Genomic DNA, 24,792 nt, shown 5'->3' on the forward strand with positions numbered 1-24,792 from the left:
CTGCGGCCCTTCCCTCGGAACTCCTTCGGAATCCCTTCGGAAGTTCTCGGGGGGGGGGTAATTCCCTGCCGGGTGGGGCTACTTCGCGCCGAAGGCCTTCTCGATGTCCTCGACGACCTTCTCCGCCGCGATCGGGCCGGAGCTGCTGCTCCACACCTGGCCGTCGACGCCCATGAGCTGGTTGGTGCCCACCGCCTTGAGGCGGGTGAAGGCCTCCTGCTTGCGGGCGCTCTCCAGGGCCTTCTCGCCGTCGGCGTTGAGGGTGGCGACGAACACCCGGTCGGCGTCGGCCTTGTTGAGGTTCTCCAGGGACAGCGGGTCCGAGTGGGGCTGGGCGCCCAGGTCGTCGGCGATCGGCATGGTGCCGGCGCCGGCCTTCTTCAGCAGGTCGCCGGGCATGTTGGTGGTGTTCATCACGATCGGCCCGTTGGGCATCCAGCGCATCACCACGGCGCTGCCGGTCCTGCCCTCGCCGGCCTTGGCGGCGCGCTTGTCCAGGGCGTCCAGCTTGGCCGTCAGGTCGTCCTTGTGGCCGAGCGCGTCGCCGTACACGGCGAGCACCGAGCGCCAGTCGCCGGCCTTGGGGACGATGGTCGGGGCGACCGCGGAGAGCTTCTCGTACTGGGACTTCTCGATGCCCGAGGAGGCCAGGATGAGGTCGGGCGTGGCCTTGAGGATCGCCTCGATGTTGGGCTCCTTGACCGTGGCCACCAGCGGGATGGCGTCGGCCTTCAGGTAGGCGGGGGCGGTGGTGCCGCCGCGGCTGGAGCTGGTGCCGACCGGGGTGACGCCGAGTGAGAGTGCGGTGTCCAGCGAGGTGTCGTTGAGGGCGACGACCCGCTTGGCCTCGGCCGGGACCTCCACGGCGCCGAAGGCGGTGTCGATGCTGCGCTTGCCGTCCTTCGCGGCGGCGGTGGACGAGGAGCCGGAGTCACCCGCGGAGCCGTCGGACCCGGAGGAGCCGCACGCGGTCAGGCCCAGGGAGAGGGCGCCGACGACGGCCGCGCCGAGCACGGTCTTGGTAAAGCGGGTGCCAAGCATGGGTGTTCTCCGAGCAATGGTAGTTTACGGGCGAACCGTTTTTCTGAGGTTAGCCTAACCGTACGTAAAGCCCTGACGGGGGAGGCCCGGTGTGACAACCCGATCACTCCTGCTGCGCGGACTGCTGCCCGCCGGCGGGATCCTGCTGCTCGCCGTGCTGGCGAGCCTGCTGCTCGGCGCGGGCGATGTGGGGCCGTCACGGGCGTTCGCCACCCTGCTCGGTGACGGCGACTCCGACTCCCGGTTCACCGTGTTCCACCTGCGCGCCCCGCGCACCGCCGTGGCCCTCGCGGTCGGCCTCGCGCTCGGCGTGGCCGGCACCGTGCTCCAGGCCGCCGCCCGCAACCCGCTGGCCGAGCCCGGCCTGCTCGGAGTGAGCACCGGCGCCTCCTTCGCCGTGGTGATCGCGATCGTGCTCGGCGCCGGCGCGGCGAGCGTCGGCCCGTACGTCGCCGTGCTGGGCGCCGCCGCCGGCTGCCTGCTGGCGCTCGGTGCCGCCCGGCTGCGCGGCACCGGCGACGACCCCGTCCGGCTGGTGCTGGCCGGAGCGGCGCTGAGCGGGCTGATGAACGCCGGCTCCTCCGTACTGCTGCTGTCCGACGCCCGGGCCGCGGACGAGATCCGGTTCTGGACCATCGGCTCGGTCGCCGGCCGGGGCACCGACCAACTGCTGGCCGTGCTGCCGGTGCTGCTGCTCGGCCTGGTCCTGGCGCTGCTCTCCGGCCCGGCGCTGACCGCGCTCAGCCTCGGCGACGACGTCGCCACCGGCCTCGGCCACAAGCCCCGCCGGGCCCGCGCCCTCGCGGTGGCAGCCGTCGCCCTGCTGGTCGGCGCCGCCACCGCGATCGCCGGGCCGGTCTCCTTCGTCGGCCTGGTGGTGCCCTTCGCCGCCCGGGCCCTGGTCGGCCCCGACCTGCGCCGACTGCTCGTGGTCTCCGCCCTGCTCGGGCCGGCCGTCGTGCTGCTCGCCGACGTGGCCTCCCGACTGGTCGCCCGCCCGTACGAGATGCCGCTCGGCGTGATGACCGCCCTGTGCGGCGCCCCCGTCCTGGTCGCCGTCGTCCGCTCGCACAGAATGCCCGCGCTGTGACCCCCACCCTGAAAGCCTCGAACCCCGACACCCACTCGGCCGCGCCCCGGCCGTCGACCCCGCCCGGCACCCGGCTGCTCGCCCTGAGCGGCCGCTCGGTGCTCGTCCCGGTCCGGCCGCTGCTCGGCTGCACCGCCCTGCTGCTCGTCGTGGTCGCGGTGACCGCCGTCTGCCTGGCCGTCGGCGAGACGAACCTGAATCCGGTGACCGCCCTGCGCGCCGCCTTCGGCGACGGCACCGCGCGCGACGTGCTGCTGGTGGAGAAGCTGCGGCTGCCCCGCGCCGAGGCGGCCCTGGCCGTCGGCGCCGCCCTCGGCGTCGCGGGCTGCCTGATGCAGACCCTCGCCCAGAACCGGCTGGCCACCCCGGACACCGTCGGTTTCAACGAGGGCGCCACCGCCTTCGCCGTCGCCTCAGTCACCGGCGTCGCCACCCAGCTGCTGCCCTCCGCCGCCGCCCTGGTGGGCGCCGCCACCGCCGCCTCGCTCGCCTTCGCGCTCGGCGGCGGGGCCGGCCGCAACGGTTACCGCTTCCTGGTCGTCGGCCTCGGCATCGGCGCGGTCTTCGGCGCGGTGACCAACCTGATGCTCTCCCGCGCCGCCATCGACGCCGCCAACTCCGCCTACGGCTGGACGGTCGGCACCCTCAACAGCCGGGACGCCGACACCGTCGGCCTCCTCGAACTCGGCCTGCTGGCCTGCCTGCCCGCCGCCGTGCTGCTCGGCCGGCGACTGTCATTGCTGCGCTTCTCCGACGCCGTCGCCACCGGACTGGGCGTCCGGGTGCGCGGCCTGCGGATCGGCGTCCTGGCGGTCGCCGTGGTCTGCGCGGGCCTGGCGGTGGCCGTCGCAGGACCGCTCGGCATGATCGCGCTCGCCGCGCCCGAGGCCGCCCGCCGGATCGCCGGGCCGCGCTGCGTGCCGGTGCTCACCTCGGCCGCCGCCGGCGCCGCCTTCACCCTGCTCGCCGACCTGATCGGCCGCACCGTCCTGTCGCCGCTGGAGGTGCCGGCCGGCCTGGTCACCGCCGTCGTGGGCGGCCCCTACCTGCTCTGGCTGCTGCTCACCACCCGTCCCCGGAGGACCGCATGACCGCCCGCACCGCGACCGCCGCGACCGCCGCCGCCCCGGCCCACCGCCTGGCGACCAGTGCGCTCAGCCTCGGCCACGACCGCACCATCGTGGTCCGCGAGCTGGACCTCGAACTGCCGCGGCAGCAGGTCACCGTCATCGTCGGCCCGAACGGCTGCGGCAAGTCCACCCTGCTCGGCGGCCTCGCCCGGACCATCGCCCCGCGCTCCGGCGCCGTGCTGCTCGACGGCAAGCCGCTGACCTCGCTCTCCACCCGGGCGATCGCCCGGATCATCGGCCTGCTGCCGCAGTCCGCCACCGCCCCGGACGGGCTGACCGTCCGTGACCTGGTCCGCTACGGCCGCCAGCCGCACCAGGGCCTGCTGCGGCAGTGGTCCGCCGCCGACGCCGAGGCGGTCGAGCACGCGCTCACCGCCGCCGACCTGCACGAGCTGGCCGACCGCCCGCTGGACACCCTCTCCGGCGGCCAGCGCCAGCGCGCCTGGATCGCCATGGCCGTCGCCCAGGACACCGACATCCTGATGCTGGACGAACCCACCTCGGCGCTGGACATGGGCCACGCCCTGGAGGTGCTGGAGATGGTGCGCGGCCTGACCGCGCGCGGCCGCACCATCGTCCTCGTCCTGCACGACCTCAGTACCGCCTGCCGCTACGCCGACCACATGGTGGCCATGCGGGACGGGAAGGTCGCCGCCCAGGGTGCGCCGCGCGACATCGTCACCCCGGAGCTGGTGCGCGAGCTGTACGGGGTGGAGAGCGCGATCCTCACCGACCCGGTCCACGGCACCCCGGTCGTCTGCCCCGTCGGCCTCGCCCCCCGGACCCGCTGACCTCCCGGGCGGCGCACCCGCAGCGCCCTCAGCCGTACGGGACGACCGCGACCGGGCAGTGCACGTGGTGGATCGCGGCGTGCGCGACCGGGCCGATGTGGTGGTGGCGCAGCGGCAGGTGCCGGACCCTGCGGCCGACCACCAGCAGCCGGGACGACGCGGCGGCGTCCACCAGGTCCACGGCGGGCTTGCCCCGGATCAGCTCGGTGGTCACCTCGACCTCCGGGTGGTGGGCCCGCCAGGGCGCCAGGGCCCGCGCCAGCCCGCTGTCCTCGGCCGCGGACGTCTCGCGCTCCAGCCCGCCGATCGCCCCGTAGGACATGTACTCGCTGCCGGCCGGCGGGGACCAGACGTGCACCACGCGCAGCGGCGCCGAGCGGAGCGCGGCGGCCTCGAAGGCGAAGGCCAGCACCGGCTCCGCCGGGCGCCCGAGGTCCAGGCCGAGCGTCACCTCGCCCTCCGGCTCGTCCGCGTCGGAGCGGACCAGCACCACCGGGCAGGCCGCCCGCCGCAGCACCTCCTGGCTCACCGAGCCGACCAGGAACCCGCGCAGGGTGCTCAGGCCGCGCGAGCCGAGCACCAGCACGGCGGCGCTCCGCCCGGCGGCCTCCAGCGCCTCCACGGGATCGCCGGCCACGGAGGAGGCGGCGACCTCCACCTCGGGCGCGAGGGAGCGCAACTCGCCCTCGTGTTCGGCGAGTTGCGCCAGTGCTTGGTGGTCGCCGCGTTCGCTGCCGGGAGCGAGGTGCTTCGGGCGGGGCCAGGCCTGGAGGACGTCCAGGCGCAGGCCGCGGCGCTGCGCCTCGCGGGCGGCCCACACGGCGGCGGCCTGGCTCTCGGGTGAGCCGTCGAATCCGACGACGACGGGTCCGGTCACGGCGTGCTCCTCGGTTCCGGTGCGGCCGGAGGTCTCTGCGTGTGCGCCCAGTATCCGCGCGGGCCCCGACCGGCGCCTCCCGGAGGCCCGGCCCCCGGTTCGGCCGTCCGGCTGGTCGGCGGGCGGGCGGCGCGGCACAGCCCGGGCCGGGCGGGGGAGCCCGGCTAGGGTCTCCCGGACCGGTCCGTCCCACTCCGGGAGAACGATGCCGAGGGTCCCCCGTCTCCGCTCGCGGTGGGCGAGCGCCGCCGCCGGACTGGCCGTGCTCGCCTCCGCCCTGGTCGGCTGCGGGGGTGGCGGGGGCGGCGGCCCGGTCACCCTGAACTGGTACAACTTCCCGGACGACTCGGGTGCCCTCCAGCAGGCCGCCGACCGTTGCGGGCAGCGGTCCGGCGGCCGCTACACGATCCGCTACAACAAGCTGCCGCGCGGCGCCGACGGCCAGCGCCAGCAGCTGGTGCGCCGGATGGCGGCGCACGACACCGAGGTCGACATCCTCGGCCTGGACGTCACCTGGCCCGCCGAGTTCGCCGAGGCCGGCTGGATCCGCGAGTGGACCGGGGCGATGCGCGAACAGGCCACCGCCGACACCCTCGCCGCGGCGGTGCGCACCGCGACCTGGCGGGACCGGCTGTACGCGGTGCCGTACAACTCCAACACCCAGCTGCTCTGGTACCGCGACGACCTGGTGCCGACCCCGCCCGACACCTGGGCGCAGATGCTCTCCCGGGCGCGGGAGCTGGCCGACGAGGGCAAGCCGCACTTCGTGGAGATCCAGGGCGCCCAGTACGAGGGGCTGACGGTCTGGTTCAACACGCTGGTCACCAGCGCGGGCGGCACCATCCTCACCCCCGACGCGCAGGCGCCCTCGCTCGGGGAGCCGGCCGTCACGGCCGCCGGGGTGATGCGCGACCTGGCGACGTCGGTGGCCGCCGACCCCTCGCTGCCGAACCAGATGGAGGACCAGAACCGGCTCGCGATGGAGTCCGGCACGGCCGCCTTCGAACTCAACTACCCCTTCGTCTACCCCTCGATGAAGGCCAACCGGCCGGAGCTGTTCCCGCACTTCCGCTGGGCCCCGTACCCCGCGGTGAGCGCCGACCGCCCCGCCACCGTGACCATCGGCGGGATCGACCTGGCGGTGGGCGCCTACAGCCGGCACCCGGACCTCGCCGCCGAGGCCACCCTCTGCCTGCGCGACCGGGACAACCAGCTCACCAACGCGCTGAAGGGCGGCCTGCCGCCCTCGCTGCGCAGCCTGTACGAGACGGCCGAACTCACCGCCAGCTACCCGTTCGCCGCCGACGTGCTGGCCGCCCTCGACTCAGCCAGCGTGCGGCCGCAGACCCCGGCCTACCAGAACGTCTCCATCGCCGTCTCGCACACCCTCTCCCCGCCCGCCGGCATCCATCCGGAGAAGGACGTGGCCGACCTCCGCGGGCAGATCCAGGACGCCCTCGGCTCGAAGGGGCTGATCCCGTGACACCGTCCACCGAGGCCGCCGCCGCGGCCGTACCGCGACCGGCCGGGCCCTCGCTCGGCGCCCGCCAGGAGCGCCGGCTGGGCTGGCTGCTGTGCGCCCCCGCGGTGATCGTGATGCTCGCCGTCACCGCCTACCCGATCGGCTACGCCGTCTACCTGTCCCTGCAGCGCTACGACCTGCGCTTCCCCGAGCAGGCGCACTGGGTCGGGCTCGCCAACTACGGCGCGGTGCTGGCCTCGCCGTACTGGTGGCAGGCGCTCGGCGTCACGGTGCTGATCACCGTGGTGTCGGTGGCCGTGGAGCTGGCGCTCGGCCTGGCGCTCGCGCTGGTGATGCACCGGACGCTCTTCGGGCGCGGCACGGTGCGCACCGCGGTGCTGGTGCCGTACGGGATCGTCACCGTGGTGGCGGCCTACTCCTGGCAGTACGCCTGGACCCCGGGCACCGGCTACCTGGCCGCCCTGCTGCCGGAGGGCAGTGCGCCGCTGACGGAGCGGTGGCCGGCCGTCGGTCTGATCATCCTCGCGGAGGTGTGGAAGACCACCCCGTTCATGGCGCTGCTGCTGCTCGCCGGCCTGGCCCTCGTGCCGGACGAGACGGTCCGGGCGGCGATGGTGGACGGCGCGGGCTTCGGGCAGCGGCTGCGGCTGGTGATCCTGCCGCTGATGAAGCCGGCGATCCTGGTCGCGCTGCTCTTCCGCACCCTGGACGCCTTCCGGATCTTCGACAACATCTACGTGCTGACCGGCGGCTCCAACGGCACCGGCTCGGTGTCGATCCTCGGCTACGACAACCTGTTCACCGCGCTCAACCTGGGCATCGGCTCGGCGATCTCGGTGCTGATCTTCGTCTGCGTGGCGCTGATCGCCGTGGTCTTCGTCAAGCTGTTCGGCACGGCGACGCCGGGCGCGGAACCGGAGCACCGATGAGCGGCCGGCACAACCGGACGCTGACCGGCTGGGGCGTCGCCAACCTGGTGGTCGTGCTCTACGCGCTCTTCCCGGTGTGGTGGATCGTGGCGCTCTCCTTCAAGGACCCGAGCACCCTCTCCGACGGCGCGTTCGTGCCCCGGAAGTGGACCCTCGCCAACTACCGCGGCATCTTCGAGACTTCGGAGTTCACCCGGGCCCTGGTCAACTCGATCGGCATCGCGGTGACCGCCACCGCCATCGCCGTCGTGCTGGGCACCATGGCCGCGTACGCGGTGGCCCGGCTGCGCTTCCCCGGCAAGCGGCTGCTGATCGGGGTGTCCCTGCTGATCGCGATGTTCCCGCCGATCTCGCTGGTCTCGCCGCTGTTCGACATCGAGCGGGCACTCGGCCTGTTCGACACCTGGGCCGGGCTGATCATCCCGTACATGACCTTCTCGCTGCCGCTGGCGATCTACACGCTCTCGGCGTTCTTCCGGGAGATCCCCTGGGACCTGGAGAAGGCGGCCAAGGTGGACGGCGCCACGCCCTGGCAGGCGTTCCGGCTGGTCATCGCGCCGCTGGCGGCGCCGGGGGTGTTCACCACCGGCATCCTGGTCTTCATCTTCTGCTGGAACGACTTCCTGTTCGCGATCTCGCTGACCTCCACCACCTCGGCCCGGACGGTCCCGGCGGCCATCGCCTTCTTCACCGGGAGCTCCCAGTTCGAGCAGCCGACCGGCTCGATCGCGGCCGCCGCCGTGATCATCACGATCCCGATCGTGGTCTTCGTGCTGCTGTTCCAGCGCCGCATCGTCGCCGGGCTCACCGCCGGCGCAGTCAAAGGCTGAACCCGAGTCGAACCCCCGAGTCGGACCCGAGTGGACGGGCCGCCCCACCCGGCGGACCAGGAAGGCGGATCGTGGCCGAGATCGTCCTCGACGGCATCACCAAGCGCTACCCCGACGGCGCCCTCGCCGTCCGCGACATCGACCTCACCATCGCCGACGGCGAGTTCGTGATCCTGGTCGGGCCGTCCGGCTGCGGCAAGTCCACCACCCTCAACATGATCGCCGGGCTGGAGGACATCACCGAGGGCACCCTGCGGATCGCCGGGGAGGTGGTCAACGACCGCGCGCCCAAGGACCGCGACATCGCGATGGTCTTCCAGAGCTACGCCCTCTACCCGCACATGAGCGTGCGCGACAACATGGGCTTCGCGCTGCGGCTGGCCAAGGTCGACAGGGCGACCATCGCCGCCAAGGTCGAGGAGGCCGCCCGCATCCTGGACCTCACCCGGCACCTGGACCGCAAACCCGCCAACCTCTCCGGCGGGCAGCGCCAGCGGGTCGCGATGGGCCGGGCGATCGTCCGCGACCCCAAGGTCTTCCTGATGGACGAGCCGCTGTCCAACCTGGACGCCAAGCTCCGGGTGCAGATGCGCACCCAGATCGCCGCGCTCCAGCGCCGTCTGGGCACCACCACCGTCTACGTCACCCACGACCAGGTCGAGGCGATGACGCTCGGCGACCGGGTGGTGGTGATGCGCGCCGGTGTCGTCCAGCAGGTCGGCTCCCCGCAGCAGTTGTACGACGAACCGGTGAACCTCTTCGTCGCCGGGTTCATCGGCTCGCCCGGCATGAACTTCCTCGGCGCCGCGCTGCGGCAGGACGCCGGGCGCGCCTCGCTGCGGACGTCGTTGGGCGACCTTCCGCTGGACGACCGCACCCGGCGCGCCCTGGAGCGCGCGGACGCGCCGCGCGACCTGATCGTCGGCATCCGCCCCGAGGACTTCGAGGACGCCGCCCTGGCCGAGGGGCACCCCGGCGGGGTCACCGTCACGGTGACGGTGGAGGTCCGGGAGTCGGTCGGCTCGGACGTCTACGTCCACTTCGCGGAGGAGGGCGGACCGGCGGTGACCGAGGAACTCGCCGAGCTCGCCGCCGACTCGGGCCGGGCGGACACCGGCATGCTGGAGCACCGGGTGGTCGCCCGGCTGAACACCGCCACCCGGGCCGCCGAGGGCAGCCCGCTGGAGCTGTGGGTGGACACCGCGCGCATCCACGTCTTCGACCCCCGCAGCGGGGCCAACCTGACCCATCCGGAGCATGCGTAGCCGGGTACTGCGGAAGGCCCAACCCCTCGTGGGTGAGCGGTGTGCCTGACCGGGGTCCCGCGGAAGCCGACCTAGATTGCCCGGCTATGAGAGAAGATGTCCGAATCAGCCGCCGATCGGCGCTCAAGGCCGTTCCCGCAGCCGCCGTCCTCGCGGCGGCCTCCGACGGGATCCTCGCCCGGCCCGCCGCGGCGGCGAGTTCCTTCCCGCAGCCGGTCGTACGGCGCCCGGCCTCCGGCCCGCAGAGGGTGATCCTCGACCAGACCCTCGACGTACGGTTCACCGCCACCCCCGTCCCGGGCTACGGGACGGTCACCACGCGCACCTACAACGGGACCATCCCGGGGCCGACCCTGCGGGTGCGCGGCGGGGACACGCTCTGGCTGGCCCAGATCAACGGCCTGCCGCCGAACCCGCCCGAGCCGTCGAGCCCGTCACGCCACGGCGGCCACAACCGGCCGCACCGGCCGAACAGCTTCAACCTGCACACCCACGGCCTGCACGTCTCGCCGTCCGGCAACGCCGACAACATCCTGCGCGAGTTCCCGCCGCGCACCGCCGAGGAGGCCGCGGCCGGAGCCGCGGAGCCGCGCTACCTGACCACCGTCGAGATCCCGCGCGACCACCCGGCCGGGACCTACTGGTACCACCCGCACGTGCACGGGGCCACCGCCGAGCAGATCGCCGGAGGGATGGCCGGGGTCATCATCGTCGAGGGCGACGTCGACGAGGTGCCGCAGATCAAGGCCGCCGCCGACCTCGTCGTCTGCGTCAACGAACTCCGGGTCAAGGACGGAAAGGTGCCCGCGTTCACCTCCGGCGACGCCCTGGCCGCCGTCCCACCCACCTTCACCGTCAACGGCGCGGTCAACCCCACCCTCGCGCTGCGCCCCGGCGAGGTGCAGCGCTGGCGCCTGGTCGCGGCCACCGCGTTCACCACCCTCTCGCTCCAGGTCATCGGCGAGGAAGGGAAGTTGACGATGCATCAGATCGCCATGGACGGGATCACCTTCCCCGCGCCGGTCGCCACCGAGGCGGTGACCCTGGCCGTGGGCAACCGCGCCGACGTGCTGGTCCGGGGCGGGGAACCGGGGACGTACGAACTGCGGGCCAAGGGCGTACCCGTCCCGCTGATGACGATCGAGGTGGCGGGAGCGGCCGTCCGGCCGCCCATGGCGCTGCCCTCCTCGCTGCCGCAGGGCAGACCGTTCCTCGACGAGAAGGACATCGCCAACCCCGGCGCCGACCGCACCGTGGTCTTCCACGTCGACCCCGGGGTCTTCGCCAAGCCCTTCCCCAACGCCTACCGCATCCTCGGCAGCCACCCCACCCCGGCCGCCGACCCCGCGGGCGACCTCACCCGCGACCCCGACTACGGCCTGTTCGACCCCGAGTACGTCAACCACACCCTGGAACTCGGCACCGTCGAGCGGTGGACCCTGCGCACCGACGACAGCTTGCCGGTCGTCCACCACCCCTTCCACCTGCACACCAACCACGTCCTCGTCACCCACCGCAACGGCGTCCGGCTCGACCCGCCGGTCTGGCAGGACACCGTCGACCTGGCCGGCGGCAAGCCGGGCGACACCGTCACCCTCCTCGTCAGGTACGAGGACTTCACCGGCCGCACCGTCCTGCACTGCCACCAGCTCCAACACGAGGACCTCGGCATGATGCAGCTGATCGACTACGTCCAGCCGCAGCGGCCCCGCGGGCCGCGGCGGCAGGGCGGGCGGAACAGGAAAACGGCCGGAACAGGAGTTCGGACCCGCATCCCGGGGTAGAACCCGTCATGCAGCGGCCGTGACCGTTCCGGCTGCTCCGGCACCGTTGGCGGTGCCACCGGGACCGCGCTTGAAGAAGCCGGGCACAGGTCCTGGGGGAAGAGGCCCGGGGCGCACGAGGTGTGGCTCCAGCACGCGTCGCCGGGCGTTCACCCCGATGCCCAGGAGCGATCACGTGTCCATCCACCTGGAAACCACCGACCTGGAAACCACCGACCTCGAAACCACCGACCTCGAAACCACCGACCGGGAAGCCGCTGACAGGGAAGCCGTGCCCGCGGGCCTGCCGCCCGACCTGCCGCGACGACCGACGGCGGCCGCACTGCGCCGCATGGGGAAGTCCGAGGCCAGGGAGCTGAGCGACGCCCTGTTCGAGCGGCTGGCCGGGCTGGCCCGGGAGAGCCACGCCTACAGCTACGTCCGCGGCACGATCATCGAACTGAACATGCCGCTGGTGCGCTTCATCGCGGCCCGTTTCCGGCACCGCGCCGAGGAGATGGAGGACATCCTCCAGGTCGGCACGATCGGTCTGATCAAGGCCGTCGACGGCTACGACCCGCGGCGCGGCGTCGAGTTCGTCACCTACGCCATCCCCACCATCGCGGGCGAGATCAAGCGGTTCTTCCGCGACACCTCCTGGCCGGTGCGGGTCCCGCGCGGCATGCAGGAGCTCTACCTCTCCGTCGCCCGCGGCTCCGACCGCCTCGAGCAGGAACTCGGCCGCCTCCCGCAGCCCGGGGAGATCGCCGAGGACCTCCACCTCACCGTCGAACAGGCCACCGAGGGCCTCATGGCGGGCCGGGTCTACCGCCCCGACTCCCTCGACGCGCTGCGCGACCAGGACGCCGACCAGACCGGCAGTGCCCTGCTGGACCACCTCGGCGGGTGCGACCCCGGCATCGAACTCGTCGACTTCCGCATCGCCGTGCGGCCGCTGCTGGCCCGACTGCCCGAACGCGAGCAGACCGTCCTGAAGCTGCGGTTCTGGGACGGCTGGACACAGTCCCGGATCGCCGAGCGGATCGGGGTCTCCCAGATGCACGTCTCGCGGCTGCTCAGCGCCACGCTGGCCTGGCTGCGGGAGGAGCTGGAGGACCGCGGCGCCCCCGGCTGGGCCGACGAGCCCGCGTGCGGGTGAGGGAGTGGGAGGCCCGGGGCACGGGTGGTTAGCCTGGGAGGGGAGCCCGGGCGGGGGCGGAGGCCGGGCCGAGCAACGAGGACGGTCCGTGATGAAGGACTTTCCGGTCGCCAACGGCTGGACGGTGGTGCCGCTCAGCGGGGACCTCGACGACTTCTCCGCCCGCGAGGTGCGGCACCTGTTCGACGCGCTCGCGGACACGGGCGCCACCCGCGTGGTCGTGGACCTCACGGCCGTCGGTTTCCTCGACTCCACCGGCCTCAACGTCCTGATCGGCGCCGCCCGGCGGGTGCGCGGCGAGCAGGGCACGCTGCGGCTGGCCGGGGCGGTACCGAGGGTGCGGGACCTCGTGGAGCTGAGCGGCGTCGCCACGGTGCTGCCGCTCTACCCGGACGTGGCGGCGGCCTGTGCGTGAGGACCGGAACCCCGCGGAACCCGCCCTGACCGACGAGGCGGCGGTGCTGCGGGAGGCCGTCGACCGGCTGCGCGCCGAGGCCGAGGGATTGCGGCGCGCGATGCGCACCAGGGGCGTCATCGAGCAGGCCAAGGGCATGCTCGCGGAGCGGCTGGAGTGCACGCCGGAGGAGGCCTTCGGGCACCTCGTCCAGCTCTCGCAGGACACCAACCGCCGGCTCGCGGACATCGCCGCCGGCCTGGTCGGCCTCGCCGCCCCGCTCACGGGGACGGCGGCGCTCACCGGCGCGGACACGGCGGCGGAGCCCGGCTCCGCGCCTGGGCTCCCGGTTCCCGCGCCCGTCCCCGTACTCGCGCCCGTGCCCGGGCCGCCGAAGGCCGCCCCGGCCGCCGCGGCGCCCGGCCTGGCCGCGCGCTACCACCTGGCGGCCTCGGCCCTGGCCAGCGCGGAGACGCCCGAGGAACTGGCCCGACTGCTGCACCAGGTGGCCCTGGCCCCGGTCGGCGTCGTCGCCGTGGTGCTGGGCCGACTGGAGCCGGACGGCGCGCTGCTCCTGGTCGGCAGCCACGGCGTGGCGCCCCGCCGGGTCAGCCAGTGGCAGCGCATCCCGCCGGAGACCGGGGTGCCGCTGGTGGCCGCCGCCCACGGCGGCAGCCTGGTCTGGGAGTTCGAGCGCAGCCACGGCGGCCGGTCGCCGGGCAGCGGACGGATCGTCCCCGGCCGCAGCGCGTGCGCCGTACCGCTGCGCCGCGGCGAGCGGATCGTCGGGGCGATGAGCCTCGGCTGGGACGTGCCGGCCGTGCGGGCCCGCGCGGCGACCAGGTACGTCGACGCGCTGTCCGCGCTCGTCGCGGGGCACCTGCTGCGGTTCGAGGCCACCGACGAGGACGAGCCGCCGGCGGCGGTGCCCGGCGGCGAGCACTGGGTCCGCGCCGTGCTGGACGCCGTGTTCGACCCCGTCCTGGTGCTCTCGGCCGTCCGCGGGACCACCCCCGGCGGTGCGATCACCGACCTGCGGGTCCGGTACGCCAACGCCGCCGCCGGCCTCGGCGCGGCGGCAGGCCGGCGCCTGAGCGAACTCCACCCCGGACTGGTCACGACCGGGCACTTCGCGCGGATCCTGGAGGCCGCGACGACCGGCGCCGGGTACGAGGGGCGGGCGGAGGACTTCACCGGTGCCGGACCGGACCGGACGCTGGTCCTGCGGGCGGAGCCGTTCCTCGACGGCGTGCTGCTCACCTGGCGCCCCGGGAACGGCGCCGAGCGCGCGGCCCGGCTGCACCGGGCGCAGCGGCTGGCCGGACTGGGCAGCTTCGAGTGGGCGCCCGGATCGCCGCCGGAGCTGTCCGCGCAGGCCCTGTGGCTGCTCGGCCTCGACCCCGACCGCACCGAGCCGGTCGCGCCGACCGAGCTGGTGGCCCGCGTGCACCCCGCCGACCGACCGGCCGCCCGGCTGTTCCTGCGCCGGCTGCTGGCCGGGCGGCGGACCGCGGCCCTGGAGTTCGACACCGAGCGGCCCGGCGAGGCGCCGCGCACCCTGCGGGTCACCGCGGAGGCGGCCGGGGACCCGGACACCGGCCGCCCTCGGGTGATCCGGGGCGTGCTGCAGGACGTCAGCCGGTGGCACCGCACCGAGCGGGCCCTGGCGGACGCCCGGGCCCGGCTCGCCGAGCAGCGCCGCCGGGCCGGGGCCGAGCACCGGACCGTCCGGGCCCTGCAGAACGCCCTGGTGGCCGGGCCCCACGAGCCCGAGCCCGACGCCGCCGTCCTCGACCACGCCGCCCGCTACCTGCCCGCCGGGGACCGCCCCAGGGTCGGCGGCGACTGGTACGACCTGGCCGCCCTCGCCGACGGCCGGGTCCTGCTCGCCGTCGGCGACGTCAGCGGCCACGGCCTGGCCGCCGCCGTCGGCATGACGGAACTCCGGCACGCGCTGCACGGCCTCTGCTACACCGGCCAGGGGCCCGCGGAGATGCTCGGGCGGCTCAACACGATGCTCTGCCACCAGGGCGGCAGCCGGATCGCCAGCGTGCTGTGCGGCCTGCTCGACCCGGAGGCGGGGACGCTCACCTGGACCGCGGCCGGGCACTCGCCGCCGGCCGTGCTGCGGGGGACGACCGCCGTCCTCGCCGAGGGCCCCACCGGGACCGTCCTCGGGGCCCTGCCGGAGACCCGCTGCCGCGACACCGTACTGCCGCTGCGGGCGGCCGAGGACACCGTGCTGTTCTGGACCGACGGCCTGCTGAACCGCCGGGACGACGGCACCATCCGCCCGGACCGGCTGCTGCGCGCGGCCGAGGAGTGCGGCGCCCGCGACCTGGCGGACTGCCTGGACCACATCGCCGCCCGCCTCGGCGGCCCCAACCCGGACGACGACAGCTGCCTGCTGGCCGTCCGGCTGCGGCGGCGCCCGGGGCGTCAGCGACCGCGCGTCCGGGGGGAGCGTGTTGCCGGGGCGGTCTGAAGTCGGGTGCCATCGACGGGAGTCGGAGTTGTCGGCGCGGCCCTCGGGCGCCGGGGGAGCCGGGCGTCCAGGCGCCCGGAGAGCACCCGGGTCTCCAGGGCCTGGCCGGGGCGCGGTGGCCGGGCCGTGCACCATCCGCCGTCCCGGAGCCGGAACGTGCTGCCGGGCCAGGGGCAGCGCGGGCAGCCCTCCAGCAGGGGCAGCGGCACGCCGGTGGTGTTGCGGAGGGCGTGCGCCAGGCCGGTGCGTCCAGCGACCGGCGCAGCCGGCGCGACCACCGGTGGGTGGGCGGGGGAGTGGTGTCCGCACCGGGGCGGCCGGCCGGGTACGGGCCCGTCGGACCCGGGCGCCGGAGTGTGTCCGGGGCCGATCGGGGTAGGCGCGCAAGGGGTGGTCGGACGCCCGGTTGGCGGGGGTGGCCGGATGCCGGTGGCGTCCGGTGCCGGGGCGGCCGAGCGCCGCCGGGGGGCGGGGCGCCGTCGAGCTGTCGTCGGGGTGCCGTCCGGCTGACGTCGGGCGGCCGTCCGGTCGTGAACACCTATACTGCGATGATCACGTCGCGGCACGGACGGCGTGGCCCCCCGGACAGCCGACCGCCGTACGACGGTGGCAGGACGACGGAAGAACGAACGGAAGAACGAGGCGCGGAGATGGCCGATCTGACGCGCATCGCGCAGATCGTGGCCGAGGCCGTCAACGGCCCGGGCCTCCCCTCCCTGCCCGAGCGGCTCTGCGTCGCCTGCGTCGAGGCGCTGGCCGCCGACGCCGCGGCGATCACCCTGATGGCCGACCCCGGGCACCGGGCCGGGGTCTGGGCCAGCGACGACCGGGCGCGGCGGATCGAGGAGCGGCAGTTCGGTCTCGGGGAGGGCCCGAGCGTGGACGCTTTCCGCACCCGGAGCCCGGTCGCCGTCGCCGACCTGCTGTCGCCCGAGGAGGTGCGCTGGCCGGTCCTCACCGTCGACCTGGCCGCCGGCCTGGGGACACCGGCCGGCCCCGCCGGCCCGACGCTGCGCAGCGCCTACGCCTCACCGCTCCACCTCGGCACGTCCGGGATCGGCGTCCTCAGCCTCTACGGCGCGCGGCCGGGCGTCCCGGAACGGACGCGGGCAGCCGACATCCAGGTCGCCGCGACCAGCGTGACCCTCGCGATCGTCGGCTCCTTCCTGGCCCCGTCCGGAGCACTGCCGCAACAGCCGTGGCTGGACGAGTCGCCGCTCAACGGCGTCGAGGTGGACCAGGCGGTCGGCATGATCATGGTGCAGCTGGGCGTGCCCGCCGCGGAGGCACTCGACCGGCTGCGGGCCCACGCCTTCGCGCGCGGCCGGGAGATCGACGAGGTCGCGCACGACTTGGTGGAGCGGCGACTGCGGTTCACGGAGGAGGACCGATGACGGATGACCGACGCCGGACCTCCGGCGTAGCCTTGCCAGGAGGGGAGATGGAGGCCGCCATGACGCGCGAGGCCCGGGTGAACGAGGCGTTCGCCGGGCTCACCGGCACGCTCGTCGGCCCGGGTTACGACACCGTCGAGTTCCTGCACCGGCTCACCGAGGTCTGCACGGCGCTCAGCGGGACGGCCGGGGCTGGGCTGGTCGTCGCGGACCGGCACGGGGAACTGCGGGACGTCGCGTACTCCAGCGACCTGGTCCGGCGCCTGGAGAGCCTCCAGATCGCCACCGGCGAAGGCCCCTGCCTGGACTGCCAGCGGACCGGCGAGCAGGTCGTGGAGCACGACCTCGACCTGGCCCGGGCACGGTGGCCCAGGTTCGCCCCGAAGGCCGTCGCACTCGGCTTCCGCTCCGTGCGCGCGGTGCCGCTGCGCCTGGACGGCCGGGTCATGGGCACCCTCAACGTGTTCGACGTCCGGACCGGTGCCGGGCCCGACCACGAGGGGCCGGACGTCGTCCAGCCGCTCGCGGACCTGGCGGTCATCGCCCTGCTCCAGCGCCGGTACGGACGGGAACGGACGGCCGCGGAGGAGATCAGCGGCGCGCTCGCGGACCGCACCGCCATCGAGCGGGCGAAGGGCGTGCTCGCGGAAGCCGGCGGACTCGACATGGACGCCGCCTTCGAGGCGCTCCGCTCCCACGCCCGCCGCAGCGGCGGCGGGGTGGCCGACGCGGCCCGCGCGCTGGTCGAGGGCCGGCTGGACCCGGCCGGGCTGCTGACGGGCTGACGGCCGTGACCCTGGCGGCCGTGACTCCGGCGGGTGGGCAGACCGCTCGGGGCCGGCCCGTGCGGGCGCCTCGCCCGGCGACGTGGTTTCGCAGCGTGATCGGCGCATACTTTCCGTAAACAAACGGAGGTGCTCATGCCCATGGTGGATGTCGCTGCCCTCGGCCGACTGGTCGCGGAGTACGAGGCCCTGTCCTTGTCGGGCTCGCCGGAGGCCGGTCAACGACTGCGCGACGTCTGCTACACGATCGGCATCTACACGGGGGAGGCCGACGCGGACCGGGCCGTCACCAGGGCCCGCATCCTGCTGGACCGTCAAGGCCCGGCCGGCCCCGGCGGAGCGGCCGCCGGCGCCCCGGCGACCGAGTGGGCCCGCGCGGCGCTGCTGACCGAACTCGGCGAACTCGCGGCCCGCGAACGGGCGCGGTCCGGGCCCGTCCCGAGCCTGCACGACGTGGTGCAGCTGACCGGCGTCACCGTCCCGGACTGCGTGGGCGCCGCCGTGAGCACCTGGCACGACGACGGCTCGGTCGAGACCTTCGCGGCGACACCGTCGTACCTGCTGGCCCTCGAACGCGCCCAGGGCGGGGCGGAGGCGGGCCCGCTGCCCCGGCTCCGCCGCCAGGGCGAGGGACAGGTCGTGGTCCGGCTGGACCCGGGCCGGCCGGACCGGTTCGCCGACCGGGCCCGGCGCTGCGGTGTACGGGCCGTGGCCGGCGCCCACCTGCGCACCCACCCGCACGGCTGCACCGTGTTCAGCGCCTACCTGCGCACACCCGTCGAGCCCGGCACGCCCGCCCTCGGGCTGGTGGAGGTGCTCGCCCTTCAGGCGTCGGCCGCACTCGACCGCTTCGCGCTGTCCAGGGCGGTGGCCGACCTGCTGGACCGCCGGCACGCCACCGGCCTGGCCATCGGCATCACCGCCGAGAGGTTCGACGTGACCCCGCACACCGCGCTGAGCCTGCTGGTCCGGGCCGCCCAACGGCTCGGCACGGACCTCGAGTCGGTGGCCCGGCACCTCGCCGAGGGCGAGCGGCCGTCTTCCGTGTCTTCCGCGTCGGCCGGGTCTTCGGCGGTGCTTTCGTCGGTGCCGCCTCCGGTGCTTTCGTCGGTGCCGTCGTCGGTGCTTTCGCCGGCGCCGTCGTCGGTGCCGCCCGGCGGGTGGAGCGGCTCGTAGCGGGGCCGGGAGGGCGCCGACCCCACCGTCCGAGGAGGACCTGATGAACAGAGTGAAGGAGTCCGTGGACGTGGCCGTGCCCCTGCATGCCGCCTACCACCAGTGGACGCTGTTCGAGGAGTTCCCGCGCTTCATGGAGGGCGTCGACTCGGTGACCCGGCTGGACGGCCGCCACAACCACTGGCGCACCAGCCTCGGCGGCGTCACCCGCGAGTTCGACACCGAGACCGTCGACCAGGAGCCCGACGAACGGATCGCCTGGCGGACCACCGACGGCGAGGTGGACCAGGAGGACGTGGTGACCTTCCAGCGGCTCGACCCGGGCCACACCCGGGTCGCCATGGCCGTCGACCTCCGGCCCCAGGGCGCGGCGCGGGCGGCCGCCGGCGCCACGGGCACGGTCGGCCACCGGGTGAAGGCGGACCTGAGACGGTTCAAGGAGTTCATCGAGGAACGCGCCCGGGAGGAGGGCGACCGGCGGGGGCGGCCCGACCCGGACTGAGCCCGCCGCCGGCCGGTTCCACCTCCTCCCGCGACGCCGCGACCCGGCTACCGGCCGTCGGGGGGCGGGATCCGGTCAACTCGGCGGCGCGGAGGGTGGAGTTCACCGGGATCGCGGGCGCGTCGGGCGCGGTTGCTCCTAGGCTCGCCCGAACACCGTGGGGTGAGGGGGGTGCCATGGCCCGCAGGCCTGTCCGGCGACGCCGGTCGACCGCTGCCCGCCGGGCGCGGCGGATGAAGCGCAACGCTCCGCTGCTGGGTGCGACCGCGGTGGTCGTGCTCGTTCTGGCCACGGCGGTGGTCCGCTGGTCGGCCCAGCACCTCCTCCTGGTCACCGCCCTGCTGATCGCCGCAGCCGCGGTGGGCGTCGCCGTACTGCGCTCGCGGGTGCGCGCCCGTCAACGGGAGGTGGAGGCGCGGACCGCCCGACTGCGGCACATCGGGCCGTTCCTGGCGATGACACCGAAGGCCTTCGAACACGCCCTGGCGGACCTGTGCCGCCGGGACGGCTGCACGAAGGTCAGGGTCGTCGGCGGGGCCGGCGACCTTGCGGCGGACGTCCTGGCCACCACCCCCACCGGGCAGCGCATCCTCATCCAGGCCAAGCGCTACGGACCGCGGACCTTCGTCGGCTCGAACGACGTCCAGGTGGTCAACGGCACCTACCGCGACGTGCACCACTGCGATCTGGCCGCCGTGGTGACGACAAGCTCCTTCACCAAGGCCGCCGCCGCCTTCTGCACCCAGGTCGGCATCCGCGCCGTCGACCAGCGGGCGCTCGCCCTGTGGGCGGACGGCCGGGGCAGGCCCCCGTGGGCCTGACCCGGAGGCTATCGCGCGACGTCGCCGGGTCCGCCGCTCCCGTCCTGCGACGGCTCCCGCTCGAACTCCTCGGGCAGCGCGACCCCGTCCGGCAACGGCATCAGCGGCTGCTCCGGCCCCCTGGCCGGCCCACGCGACCCACGACCCCGCCGGTCGTGCCACCGGCCCTGCCGCTCACGCGGAATCCTGCCGCTCACGGCGTCCTCCTCGCGGCGCCGGGCGAGGCCGACGTAACTCCCGCCACCAGCTCTTGCGTTCGCGCCGCGCTGCCGTCGGCGGCAGCGCGGCGCTGCTCGCCCAGGGGTGTTCCGTCGTCCACGGCGGCGGCTCCTCTCACTTGACGGCGAATGTGCCGAACAGACTACTGACTTGGCGTCAGGCGTAGGATGCGGAGCCGGTGCGCGACGCCACGAGACCGATGGGCGGGGGCAGTTGTGGATCGTGGATGGGAAGCCGATCGGTCCGCTTCGTTCGAGAAGCGCCTGGGGGAGTCCGCGAAGGAGCTCGGAGTGTCCGACGGCAGGGATGAGTGCCCGGACATCTGGCAGCTCTCGAACGGCGATGTCGCCGTGATCGGTCGGGACCTCACCGAGGACTACCGCGGCCGTCTCCCGGAAGGTGTCGCGCTGGGTCCGGGTGAGCGACTCGTCGTCATTCCCGGCCGCATGCTCGGCTCGGCGAAAGCGGACATCCCGGAGGCCTGATCGGCGGGCCCGCGGCTGGGGTGCCGCGGGGTGTCGGGGGTGGTGTGGTCGTTGGGGGAGGGGATGGGAGGGTAGCGTCACTCCTGGTCACCGGGGTGTCGCGGTGTGTGGTAGGTGCCGGTCGGGCTCCGGGTGGACCAGTCGTTCCGTCCGTCGATCCGACAGGAGTGTTTCCATGGCCGTCCCCACCGTCTTCGACCAGCGCGTCACCGGTTACAGCCTTCCGCTCGCCTACTGGCTGGCCAGGGCGTCCGACCTGGCGTACAAGGACGAGGCCACCATCGACGAGCAGGCCCGCGACTGGGGCTTCGACACCGTGCGCCACCACCAGACGCGGTTCACCCCGCCGTTCCCGCTGCAGGACACCCAGGCGTACACGATGGCCGGCGAGAACATGATCGTCACGGCGTTCCGGGGCACCGAGCCCGCGCAGATCCGTGACTGGCTCACCGACGCCACGACCCCGCCCTGGCCGGGGCCCGCCCGGACGGGCTTCGTCCACTACGGCTTCGCCGAGGCCCTGGAGTCGATCTACCCCGACGTCGCCAAGGCCCTCTCCGACCTGCGGACCGGCGACCAGACGGTCTGGTTCACCGGCCACAGCCTCGGCGGCGCCCTCGCCATGCTCGCCGCCGCCCGGCTCGACCTGGAGGACCCCCGGCTGGCGGCCGACGGCGTCTACACCTTCGGCCAGCCCCGCACCTGCGACCGGCTGCTCGCCGCCGCGTACGACAAGGGCCTGAAGGGGCGCACCTACCGCTTCGTCCACGGCAACGACATCGTCCCCGAGCTGCCCCCGGAGCCCGCCTTCACCCACGTCGACGCGCTGCGCCACATCGACTCCGCGGGCCGGGTCCAGGAGAAGGCCGGGCTGGTCGCCGGGCTGGCCGGCCGGGCCAAGGGGCTGGGTGCCGCGGCGTTCGCCCCGGACGGCGAGGGCATCCGCGACCACCTGATGCGGAGTTACCTCGCGGCGCTGGAGAAGGCCCTGGCCTGAGCTGCGGGCGGGGGGGCGGCCGACCGCGGCCGGTCGGTGATCTTGGACGGATAGGCTGCCGTGATGTCAGGTCCTCGCGGTGAGGACGGAGCTGATGAGGATCGGTGGTGTACGGACATGATGGGACCGGCGCATTCGCTGTCGGGTGCGACCGCATGGCTGGGGGTGGGCGCGGTGGCGGCCGGCATGGGGGAGCCGATGCCCTGGCCGGTCCTGCTCGCGGGGGCGCTGATCTGTGCCGGGGCGGCGCTGGCGCCGGACCTGGACCACAAGGCGGCGACGATATCCAGGGCGTTCGGGCCGGTGTCCCGGGCGCTCTGCGAGGTGATCGACAACCTCTCGTACGCGGTGTACAAGGCCACCCGGGGCAAGGGTGACCCGCGGCGCTCGGGCGGCCACCGGACGCTGACGCACACCTGGCTCTGGGCGGTGCTGTGCGGGGCGGGCGCCGCGGCGGTGGCCGTGTTCGGCGGCCGCTGGGGCGTGCTGGTGGTGCTGTTCGTGCACATGGTGCTGGCGATCGAGGGCCTGCTGTGGCGGCAGGCCCGGGTCTCCAGCGACGTCCTGGTGTGGCTGCTGGGCGCGGCCAGCGCGTGGATGCTCGCGGAGGTCCTCGACAAGCCCGGCAACGGCTCGCAGTGGCTGTTCGAGGAGCCCGGGCAGCAGTACCTGTGGATCGGGCTGCCGATCGCGCTCGGCGCGCTGGTGCACTGCCTGGGCGACGCGTTGACCGTCTCGGGCTGTCCGGTGCTGTGGCCGATCCCGATCGGGCGCCGGCGGTGGTACCCGGTCGGGCCGCCGAAGGGCATGCGGTTCCGGGCCGGCAGCTGGGTGGAGATCAAGGTGCTGACCCCGGTGTTCATGGGGGCCGGCGGGGTCTGCGCGGTGGGGGCGCTCGGCTTCTTCGGCAACGGCTGAGGTCGGCCACCGCCGGCGGGGGCGTTCACCGGGGCTCGCCGGCGGCCTCCGGCGCCTTCCCGGTGAGGCCGTGGCGCTCCGCCAGCACGCCCGCCTGGAAGCGGCTGTCGGCGCCCAGCGCGCTGTACAGGCCGGCGATGTGCCGCCGGCAGTTGCGCAGCGACAGCCCGAGCCGGCGGGCGATGGTCTCGTCCTTCAGCCCGTCGGCGAGCAGCCGCAGGATCGCGGTGCGGAGGTCGTCGGAGACGGCGCGGGCGGCGGCCGGCCCGCTGTGGAAGGCCGCGCCCCGGTGCCAGAGCGTCTCGAAGGAGTCGGCCAGGTGGCCCACCACCGACGGCTGCGTCACCAGCACCAGCCCCTCGGGCCGCCCCCGTTCCGCCAGGAAGGCGCTCTCCCGGTCGATGACCAGCAGCGGACCGTAGCTCTCGTCGGTGGTCCGCACCTCGGCGCCGGCCCGCGTGGCGGCCCGGGCCTGGCGCTGGGCGGGCAGGTGGAAGCGGGCGGGGTGCTGCTGGACGATCCGGGTGCGCGGCGCGGGGCCGCCGCGCGGCTGCTCGGTCGGCGCCAGCTCGGCGAGCACCAGGTCGGCCAGCGCCGCCGCGGTCGGGTCGCCGCCGGGGCAGCAGAGGAAGACCTCCCGGCGGGCCCGCCGCAGCCGGTCGCCGACCGTGTCGCGGACGGCGGCCCGCTCCGCCGTGTCGCGTACGGCTCCCCGGTCCGCCGGGGCGGGTGCGGTGAACGCGACCCGGGCGGTTCCACGTTCTTTCATGGCGGCCCTCTTGACAGCAGGTGGCGGTGGACGACGCGTCCGGTGAACGGCAGGTCTCCGGAGCGGTTGTTCGATAGTCGTCACAGGTCACGGCGGCGGCCAAGGGCCGAGGGGGGTCAGGAAGATGAATGGCCGACTGAGGAGGGGTGGATGAATCCGGTGAACACGGACACGATCCGGTCGTCGGGGCGGGGGGCCCTGCTCGACCACGAGACGCGGCTGGTCTACGAGTGGGCGGTGCGGCACGGGCGGCTCGGGCCGGCCGACCCGGCGCGGATGGCCGGCGCGCTCGGGCTCACCGAGGCGCGGTGCCGCCGGGCCGTCGACCTGCTGGCGGCGCTCTGCCTGCTGGTCCGGCGTCCGGGCGCCGAGCGCGGCTGCTACGTGACGGTCGGTCCGGAGGCGGCCGTGGCGCGGCTGACCGGGCAGGAGGAGGCACGGCTGCGCCTGGAGGAGGCCGAGTTGGGGCGCCGACAGGCGGAGCTGGCCAGGCTGCGCGCGGAGGTGGCCTCGCTGGCGCCGGTGTACCGGTCGCAGGGCGGTGGCTCGGACGGCTCGGTCCGGCTGCTGGAGGACGCGTACGTCCTGCGCTCGGCCCTCGACTCGGTGGTGGGCGCCGCGAAGGAGGAGGTGCTGGCGATCCGGCCGGGCGGCGGGCACCCGCAGGCGGCCCTGGCCGAGCTGCTGCCCCGGGACCTGGAGATGCTGGAGCGGGGCGTGCGGCTGCGGAGCGTGTACCAGCACCCGACCCGGTTCGACCCGCCGACCCGCTCCTACGCGGAGCGGGTCATCGCCGAAGGGGCGGAGATCCGCACCCGCGCGGAGGTGCCGGCCAAACTGGTCGTGGTGGACCGGATCACGGCCTTCGTGCCGGCCCGGCGGGCCACCGGCGGGGCGCTGATGGTCCGGGAACCGGCCCTGGTGGCGCACTTCGTCCGGCTCTTCGAACACGAGTGGGGCCAGGCCGTGCCGTACGACGCCGCGCCTGCCGCGGCCCGTACGGTGTCCCGCGACGTCTCGGACGCGATCGCCCGGCTGCTCGCCGCGGGGGAGAAGGACGACACGATCGCCCGGCGGCTGGGCATGTCGACCCGTACCTGCCGGCGCCACGTCGCCGAGCTGCTGGCGCGGCTCGGGGCGCAGAGCCGGTTCCAGGCCGGGGTGCTGGCCGAGCGCGAAGGGCTGACCATCCCGGCGGACCTCCCGGCAGGCGCTCCGGTGGGCGCCCCTGCGGCCGGCGCGGTGCCGCGCTGAGGCGGGTCGCCGTGCCGGCCGCAGGGTGCGCAAGGGCGGCTGCCCGTCGGGGTGGGCCCGACGGGCAGCCGCGTCGCCGATCGGCGGTTACTTCTCGGACTCGACCGGGCTGTCCACCCACAGGTGGGAATCGGTGCTCAGGAAGCTGCTCACCACGGCCGACGTCGCGGTGTCGCTCTCAAGGGCCTGAAGGGCCAGGATCTTCGACATCAGTGTGTCCTCTCCTCGTTGGTCC

Annotated in this window: 23 protein-coding genes; 20 read left to right on the forward strand and 3 right to left on the reverse strand. The window is 74.6% G+C overall.

Annotated elements, in window-relative coordinates:
• Window positions 1-78 precede the first annotated feature (78 nt).
• Window positions 79-1,041, reverse strand: coding sequence for an ABC transporter substrate-binding protein (locus ACZ5OX_RS12540; RefSeq protein ID WP_465629876.1), 963 nt, complete (start codon window positions 1,039-1,041; stop codon window positions 79-81).
• 91 nt (window positions 1,042-1,132) lie between these two features.
• On the opposite strand from ACZ5OX_RS12540, the gene ACZ5OX_RS12545 reads away from it, so the two are divergent.
• Genes ACZ5OX_RS12545 through ACZ5OX_RS12555 form a run of 3 tightly spaced genes read left to right on the forward strand, consistent with a single transcriptional unit; the run spans window position 1,133 to window position 4,052 of the window.
• A complete protein-coding gene (locus ACZ5OX_RS12545; protein WP_465629877.1) occupies window positions 1,133-2,131 on the forward strand; it encodes a FecCD family ABC transporter permease in 999 nt (332 codons plus the stop codon).
• Entirely contained in the window at window positions 2,128-3,222 is a 1,095-nt protein-coding gene (locus ACZ5OX_RS12550; protein WP_465629878.1) for a FecCD family ABC transporter permease, read from the forward strand. The genes ACZ5OX_RS12545 and ACZ5OX_RS12550 overlap by 4 nt, the downstream gene beginning before the upstream one ends.
• Entirely contained in the window at window positions 3,219-4,052 is an 834-nt protein-coding gene (locus ACZ5OX_RS12555) for an ABC transporter ATP-binding protein (RefSeq protein WP_465629879.1), read from the forward strand. Before ACZ5OX_RS12550 ends, ACZ5OX_RS12555 begins: the two co-directional genes overlap by 4 nt.
• 28 nt (window positions 4,053-4,080) lie before the next feature.
• Here the strand turns inward: ACZ5OX_RS12555 and ACZ5OX_RS12560 are convergent, their stop codons facing one another.
• A complete protein-coding gene (locus tag ACZ5OX_RS12560) occupies window positions 4,081-4,929 on the reverse strand; it encodes a universal stress protein (RefSeq protein WP_465629880.1) in 849 nt (282 codons plus the stop codon).
• A 205-nt stretch (window positions 4,930-5,134) separates the two neighbouring features.
• Here ACZ5OX_RS12560 and ACZ5OX_RS12565 point away from each other — a divergent pair, with 205 nt between their 5' ends.
• The 16 genes from ACZ5OX_RS12565 to ACZ5OX_RS12640 all read left to right on the forward strand — a co-directional run bounded on the left by ACZ5OX_RS12565 (window position 5,135) and on the right by ACZ5OX_RS12640 (window position 22,534).
• Window positions 5,135-6,412 carry an ABC transporter substrate-binding protein gene (locus ACZ5OX_RS12565; RefSeq protein ID WP_465629881.1) on the forward strand — a complete coding sequence of 426 codons (1,278 nt, stop codon included), beginning with the start codon at window positions 5,135-5,137 and terminating at the stop codon, window positions 6,410-6,412.
• Complete coding sequence (locus tag ACZ5OX_RS12570) at window positions 6,409-7,341, forward strand: carbohydrate ABC transporter permease (protein WP_465629882.1); 933 nt, start codon at window positions 6,409-6,411, stop codon at window positions 7,339-7,341. Before ACZ5OX_RS12565 ends, ACZ5OX_RS12570 begins: the two co-directional genes overlap by 4 nt.
• Window positions 7,338-8,171 (forward strand): carbohydrate ABC transporter permease, encoded by an 834-nt coding sequence (locus ACZ5OX_RS12575; RefSeq protein ID WP_465629883.1) that lies wholly within the window; start codon window positions 7,338-7,340, stop codon window positions 8,169-8,171. The genes ACZ5OX_RS12570 and ACZ5OX_RS12575 overlap by 4 nt, the downstream gene beginning before the upstream one ends.
• A 71-nt stretch (window positions 8,172-8,242) precedes the next feature.
• Window positions 8,243-9,436: an ABC transporter ATP-binding protein gene (locus ACZ5OX_RS12580; RefSeq protein ID WP_465629884.1), complete on the forward strand. Its 1,194-nt coding sequence runs from the start codon at window positions 8,243-8,245 to the stop codon at window positions 9,434-9,436.
• An 86-nt stretch (window positions 9,437-9,522) separates the two neighbouring features.
• Window positions 9,523-11,220 (forward strand): multicopper oxidase family protein, encoded by a 1,698-nt coding sequence (locus tag ACZ5OX_RS12585; RefSeq protein ID WP_465629885.1) that lies wholly within the window; start codon window positions 9,523-9,525, stop codon window positions 11,218-11,220.
• 175 nt (window positions 11,221-11,395) lie between these two features.
• Window positions 11,396-12,358, forward strand: a complete 963-nt coding sequence (locus tag ACZ5OX_RS12590; RefSeq protein WP_465629886.1) for a SigB/SigF/SigG family RNA polymerase sigma factor — start codon at window positions 11,396-11,398, stop codon at window positions 12,356-12,358.
• 91 nt (window positions 12,359-12,449) lie between these two features.
• Entirely contained in the window at window positions 12,450-12,773 is a 324-nt protein-coding gene (locus ACZ5OX_RS12595; protein ID WP_449787640.1) for an STAS domain-containing protein, read from the forward strand.
• Entirely contained in the window at window positions 12,766-15,237 is a 2,472-nt protein-coding gene (locus ACZ5OX_RS12600; RefSeq protein WP_465629887.1) for a SpoIIE family protein phosphatase, read from the forward strand. The genes ACZ5OX_RS12595 and ACZ5OX_RS12600 overlap by 8 nt, the downstream gene beginning before the upstream one ends.
• 650 nt (window positions 15,238-15,887) lie before the next feature.
• Entirely contained in the window at window positions 15,888-16,631 is a 744-nt protein-coding gene (locus tag ACZ5OX_RS12605) for a GAF and ANTAR domain-containing protein (protein ID WP_465629888.1), read from the forward strand.
• 59 nt (window positions 16,632-16,690) lie between these two features.
• Window positions 16,691-17,416 carry an ANTAR domain-containing protein gene (locus ACZ5OX_RS12610; protein ID WP_465629889.1) on the forward strand — a complete coding sequence of 242 codons (726 nt, stop codon included), beginning with the start codon at window positions 16,691-16,693 and terminating at the stop codon, window positions 17,414-17,416.
• Window positions 17,417-17,557: 141 nt separating this feature from the next.
• Window positions 17,558-18,592, forward strand: coding sequence for an ANTAR domain-containing protein (locus ACZ5OX_RS12615; protein ID WP_465629890.1), 1,035 nt, complete (start codon window positions 17,558-17,560; stop codon window positions 18,590-18,592).
• Window positions 18,593-18,635: 43 nt separating this feature from the next.
• Window positions 18,636-19,094, forward strand: a complete 459-nt coding sequence (locus ACZ5OX_RS12620) for an SRPBCC family protein (protein WP_449787635.1) — start codon at window positions 18,636-18,638, stop codon at window positions 19,092-19,094.
• A 233-nt stretch (window positions 19,095-19,327) separates the two neighbouring features.
• Entirely contained in the window at window positions 19,328-19,915 is a 588-nt protein-coding gene (locus tag ACZ5OX_RS12625; protein ID WP_465629891.1) for a restriction endonuclease, read from the forward strand.
• A 434-nt stretch (window positions 19,916-20,349) separates the two neighbouring features.
• Window positions 20,350-20,619, forward strand: coding sequence for a hypothetical protein (locus ACZ5OX_RS12630; protein WP_465629892.1), 270 nt, complete (start codon window positions 20,350-20,352; stop codon window positions 20,617-20,619).
• Window positions 20,620-20,794: 175 nt separating this feature from the next.
• Window positions 20,795-21,616 (forward strand): lipase family protein, encoded by an 822-nt coding sequence (locus ACZ5OX_RS12635; RefSeq protein ID WP_465629893.1) that lies wholly within the window; start codon window positions 20,795-20,797, stop codon window positions 21,614-21,616.
• A gap of 117 nt (window positions 21,617-21,733) precedes the next feature.
• Window positions 21,734-22,534, forward strand: coding sequence for a metal-dependent hydrolase (locus tag ACZ5OX_RS12640; RefSeq protein WP_449787632.1), 801 nt, complete (start codon window positions 21,734-21,736; stop codon window positions 22,532-22,534).
• Window positions 22,535-22,559: 25 nt separating this feature from the next.
• Here the strand turns inward: ACZ5OX_RS12640 and ACZ5OX_RS12645 are convergent, their stop codons facing one another.
• Window positions 22,560-23,303: a helix-turn-helix transcriptional regulator gene (locus ACZ5OX_RS12645; protein ID WP_465629894.1), complete on the reverse strand. Its 744-nt coding sequence runs from the start codon at window positions 23,301-23,303 to the stop codon at window positions 22,560-22,562.
• Window positions 23,304-23,453: 150 nt separating this feature from the next.
• Between ACZ5OX_RS12645 and ACZ5OX_RS12650 the strand changes: the two genes are divergently transcribed.
• Window positions 23,454-24,557, forward strand: coding sequence for a helix-turn-helix transcriptional regulator (locus tag ACZ5OX_RS12650; protein WP_465629895.1), 1,104 nt, complete (start codon window positions 23,454-23,456; stop codon window positions 24,555-24,557).
• Window positions 24,558-24,792 lie beyond the last annotated feature (235 nt).

It is taken from the genome of Kitasatospora sp. NPDC032121 (assembly GCF_055580145.1).

What these genes read in the sequence shown, in the direction of transcription:
- ACZ5OX_RS12615 (WP_465629890.1), top strand. Translation starts at nt 17,558, where the DNA reads ATGGTGGATGTCGCTGCCCTCGGCCGACTGGTCGCGGAGTACGAGGCC.
- ACZ5OX_RS12645 (WP_465629894.1), bottom strand. Translation starts at nt 23,303, where the DNA reads ATGAAAGAACGTGGAACCGCCCGGGTCGCGTTCACCGCACCCGCCCCG.
- ACZ5OX_RS12610 (WP_465629889.1), top strand. Translation starts at nt 16,691, where the DNA reads ATGACGCGCGAGGCCCGGGTGAACGAGGCGTTCGCCGGGCTCACCGGC.
- ACZ5OX_RS12620 (WP_449787635.1), top strand. Translation starts at nt 18,636, where the DNA reads ATGAACAGAGTGAAGGAGTCCGTGGACGTGGCCGTGCCCCTGCATGCC.
- ACZ5OX_RS12650 (WP_465629895.1), top strand. Translation starts at nt 23,454, where the DNA reads ATGAATCCGGTGAACACGGACACGATCCGGTCGTCGGGGCGGGGGGCC.
- ACZ5OX_RS12540 (WP_465629876.1), bottom strand. Translation starts at nt 1,041, where the DNA reads ATGCTTGGCACCCGCTTTACCAAGACCGTGCTCGGCGCGGCCGTCGTC.
- ACZ5OX_RS12575 (WP_465629883.1), top strand. Translation starts at nt 7,338, where the DNA reads ATGAGCGGCCGGCACAACCGGACGCTGACCGGCTGGGGCGTCGCCAAC.
- ACZ5OX_RS12625 (WP_465629891.1), top strand. Translation starts at nt 19,328, where the DNA reads ATGAAGCGCAACGCTCCGCTGCTGGGTGCGACCGCGGTGGTCGTGCTC.
- ACZ5OX_RS12595 (WP_449787640.1), top strand. Translation starts at nt 12,450, where the DNA reads ATGAAGGACTTTCCGGTCGCCAACGGCTGGACGGTGGTGCCGCTCAGC.
- ACZ5OX_RS12555 (WP_465629879.1), top strand. Translation starts at nt 3,219, where the DNA reads ATGACCGCCCGCACCGCGACCGCCGCGACCGCCGCCGCCCCGGCCCAC.
- ACZ5OX_RS12635 (WP_465629893.1), top strand. Translation starts at nt 20,795, where the DNA reads ATGGCCGTCCCCACCGTCTTCGACCAGCGCGTCACCGGTTACAGCCTT.
- ACZ5OX_RS12640 (WP_449787632.1), top strand. Translation starts at nt 21,734, where the DNA reads ATGATGGGACCGGCGCATTCGCTGTCGGGTGCGACCGCATGGCTGGGG.
- ACZ5OX_RS12585 (WP_465629885.1), top strand. Translation starts at nt 9,523, where the DNA reads ATGAGAGAAGATGTCCGAATCAGCCGCCGATCGGCGCTCAAGGCCGTT.
- ACZ5OX_RS12605 (WP_465629888.1), top strand. Translation starts at nt 15,888, where the DNA reads ATGGCCGATCTGACGCGCATCGCGCAGATCGTGGCCGAGGCCGTCAAC.
- ACZ5OX_RS12565 (WP_465629881.1), top strand. Translation starts at nt 5,135, where the DNA reads ATGCCGAGGGTCCCCCGTCTCCGCTCGCGGTGGGCGAGCGCCGCCGCC.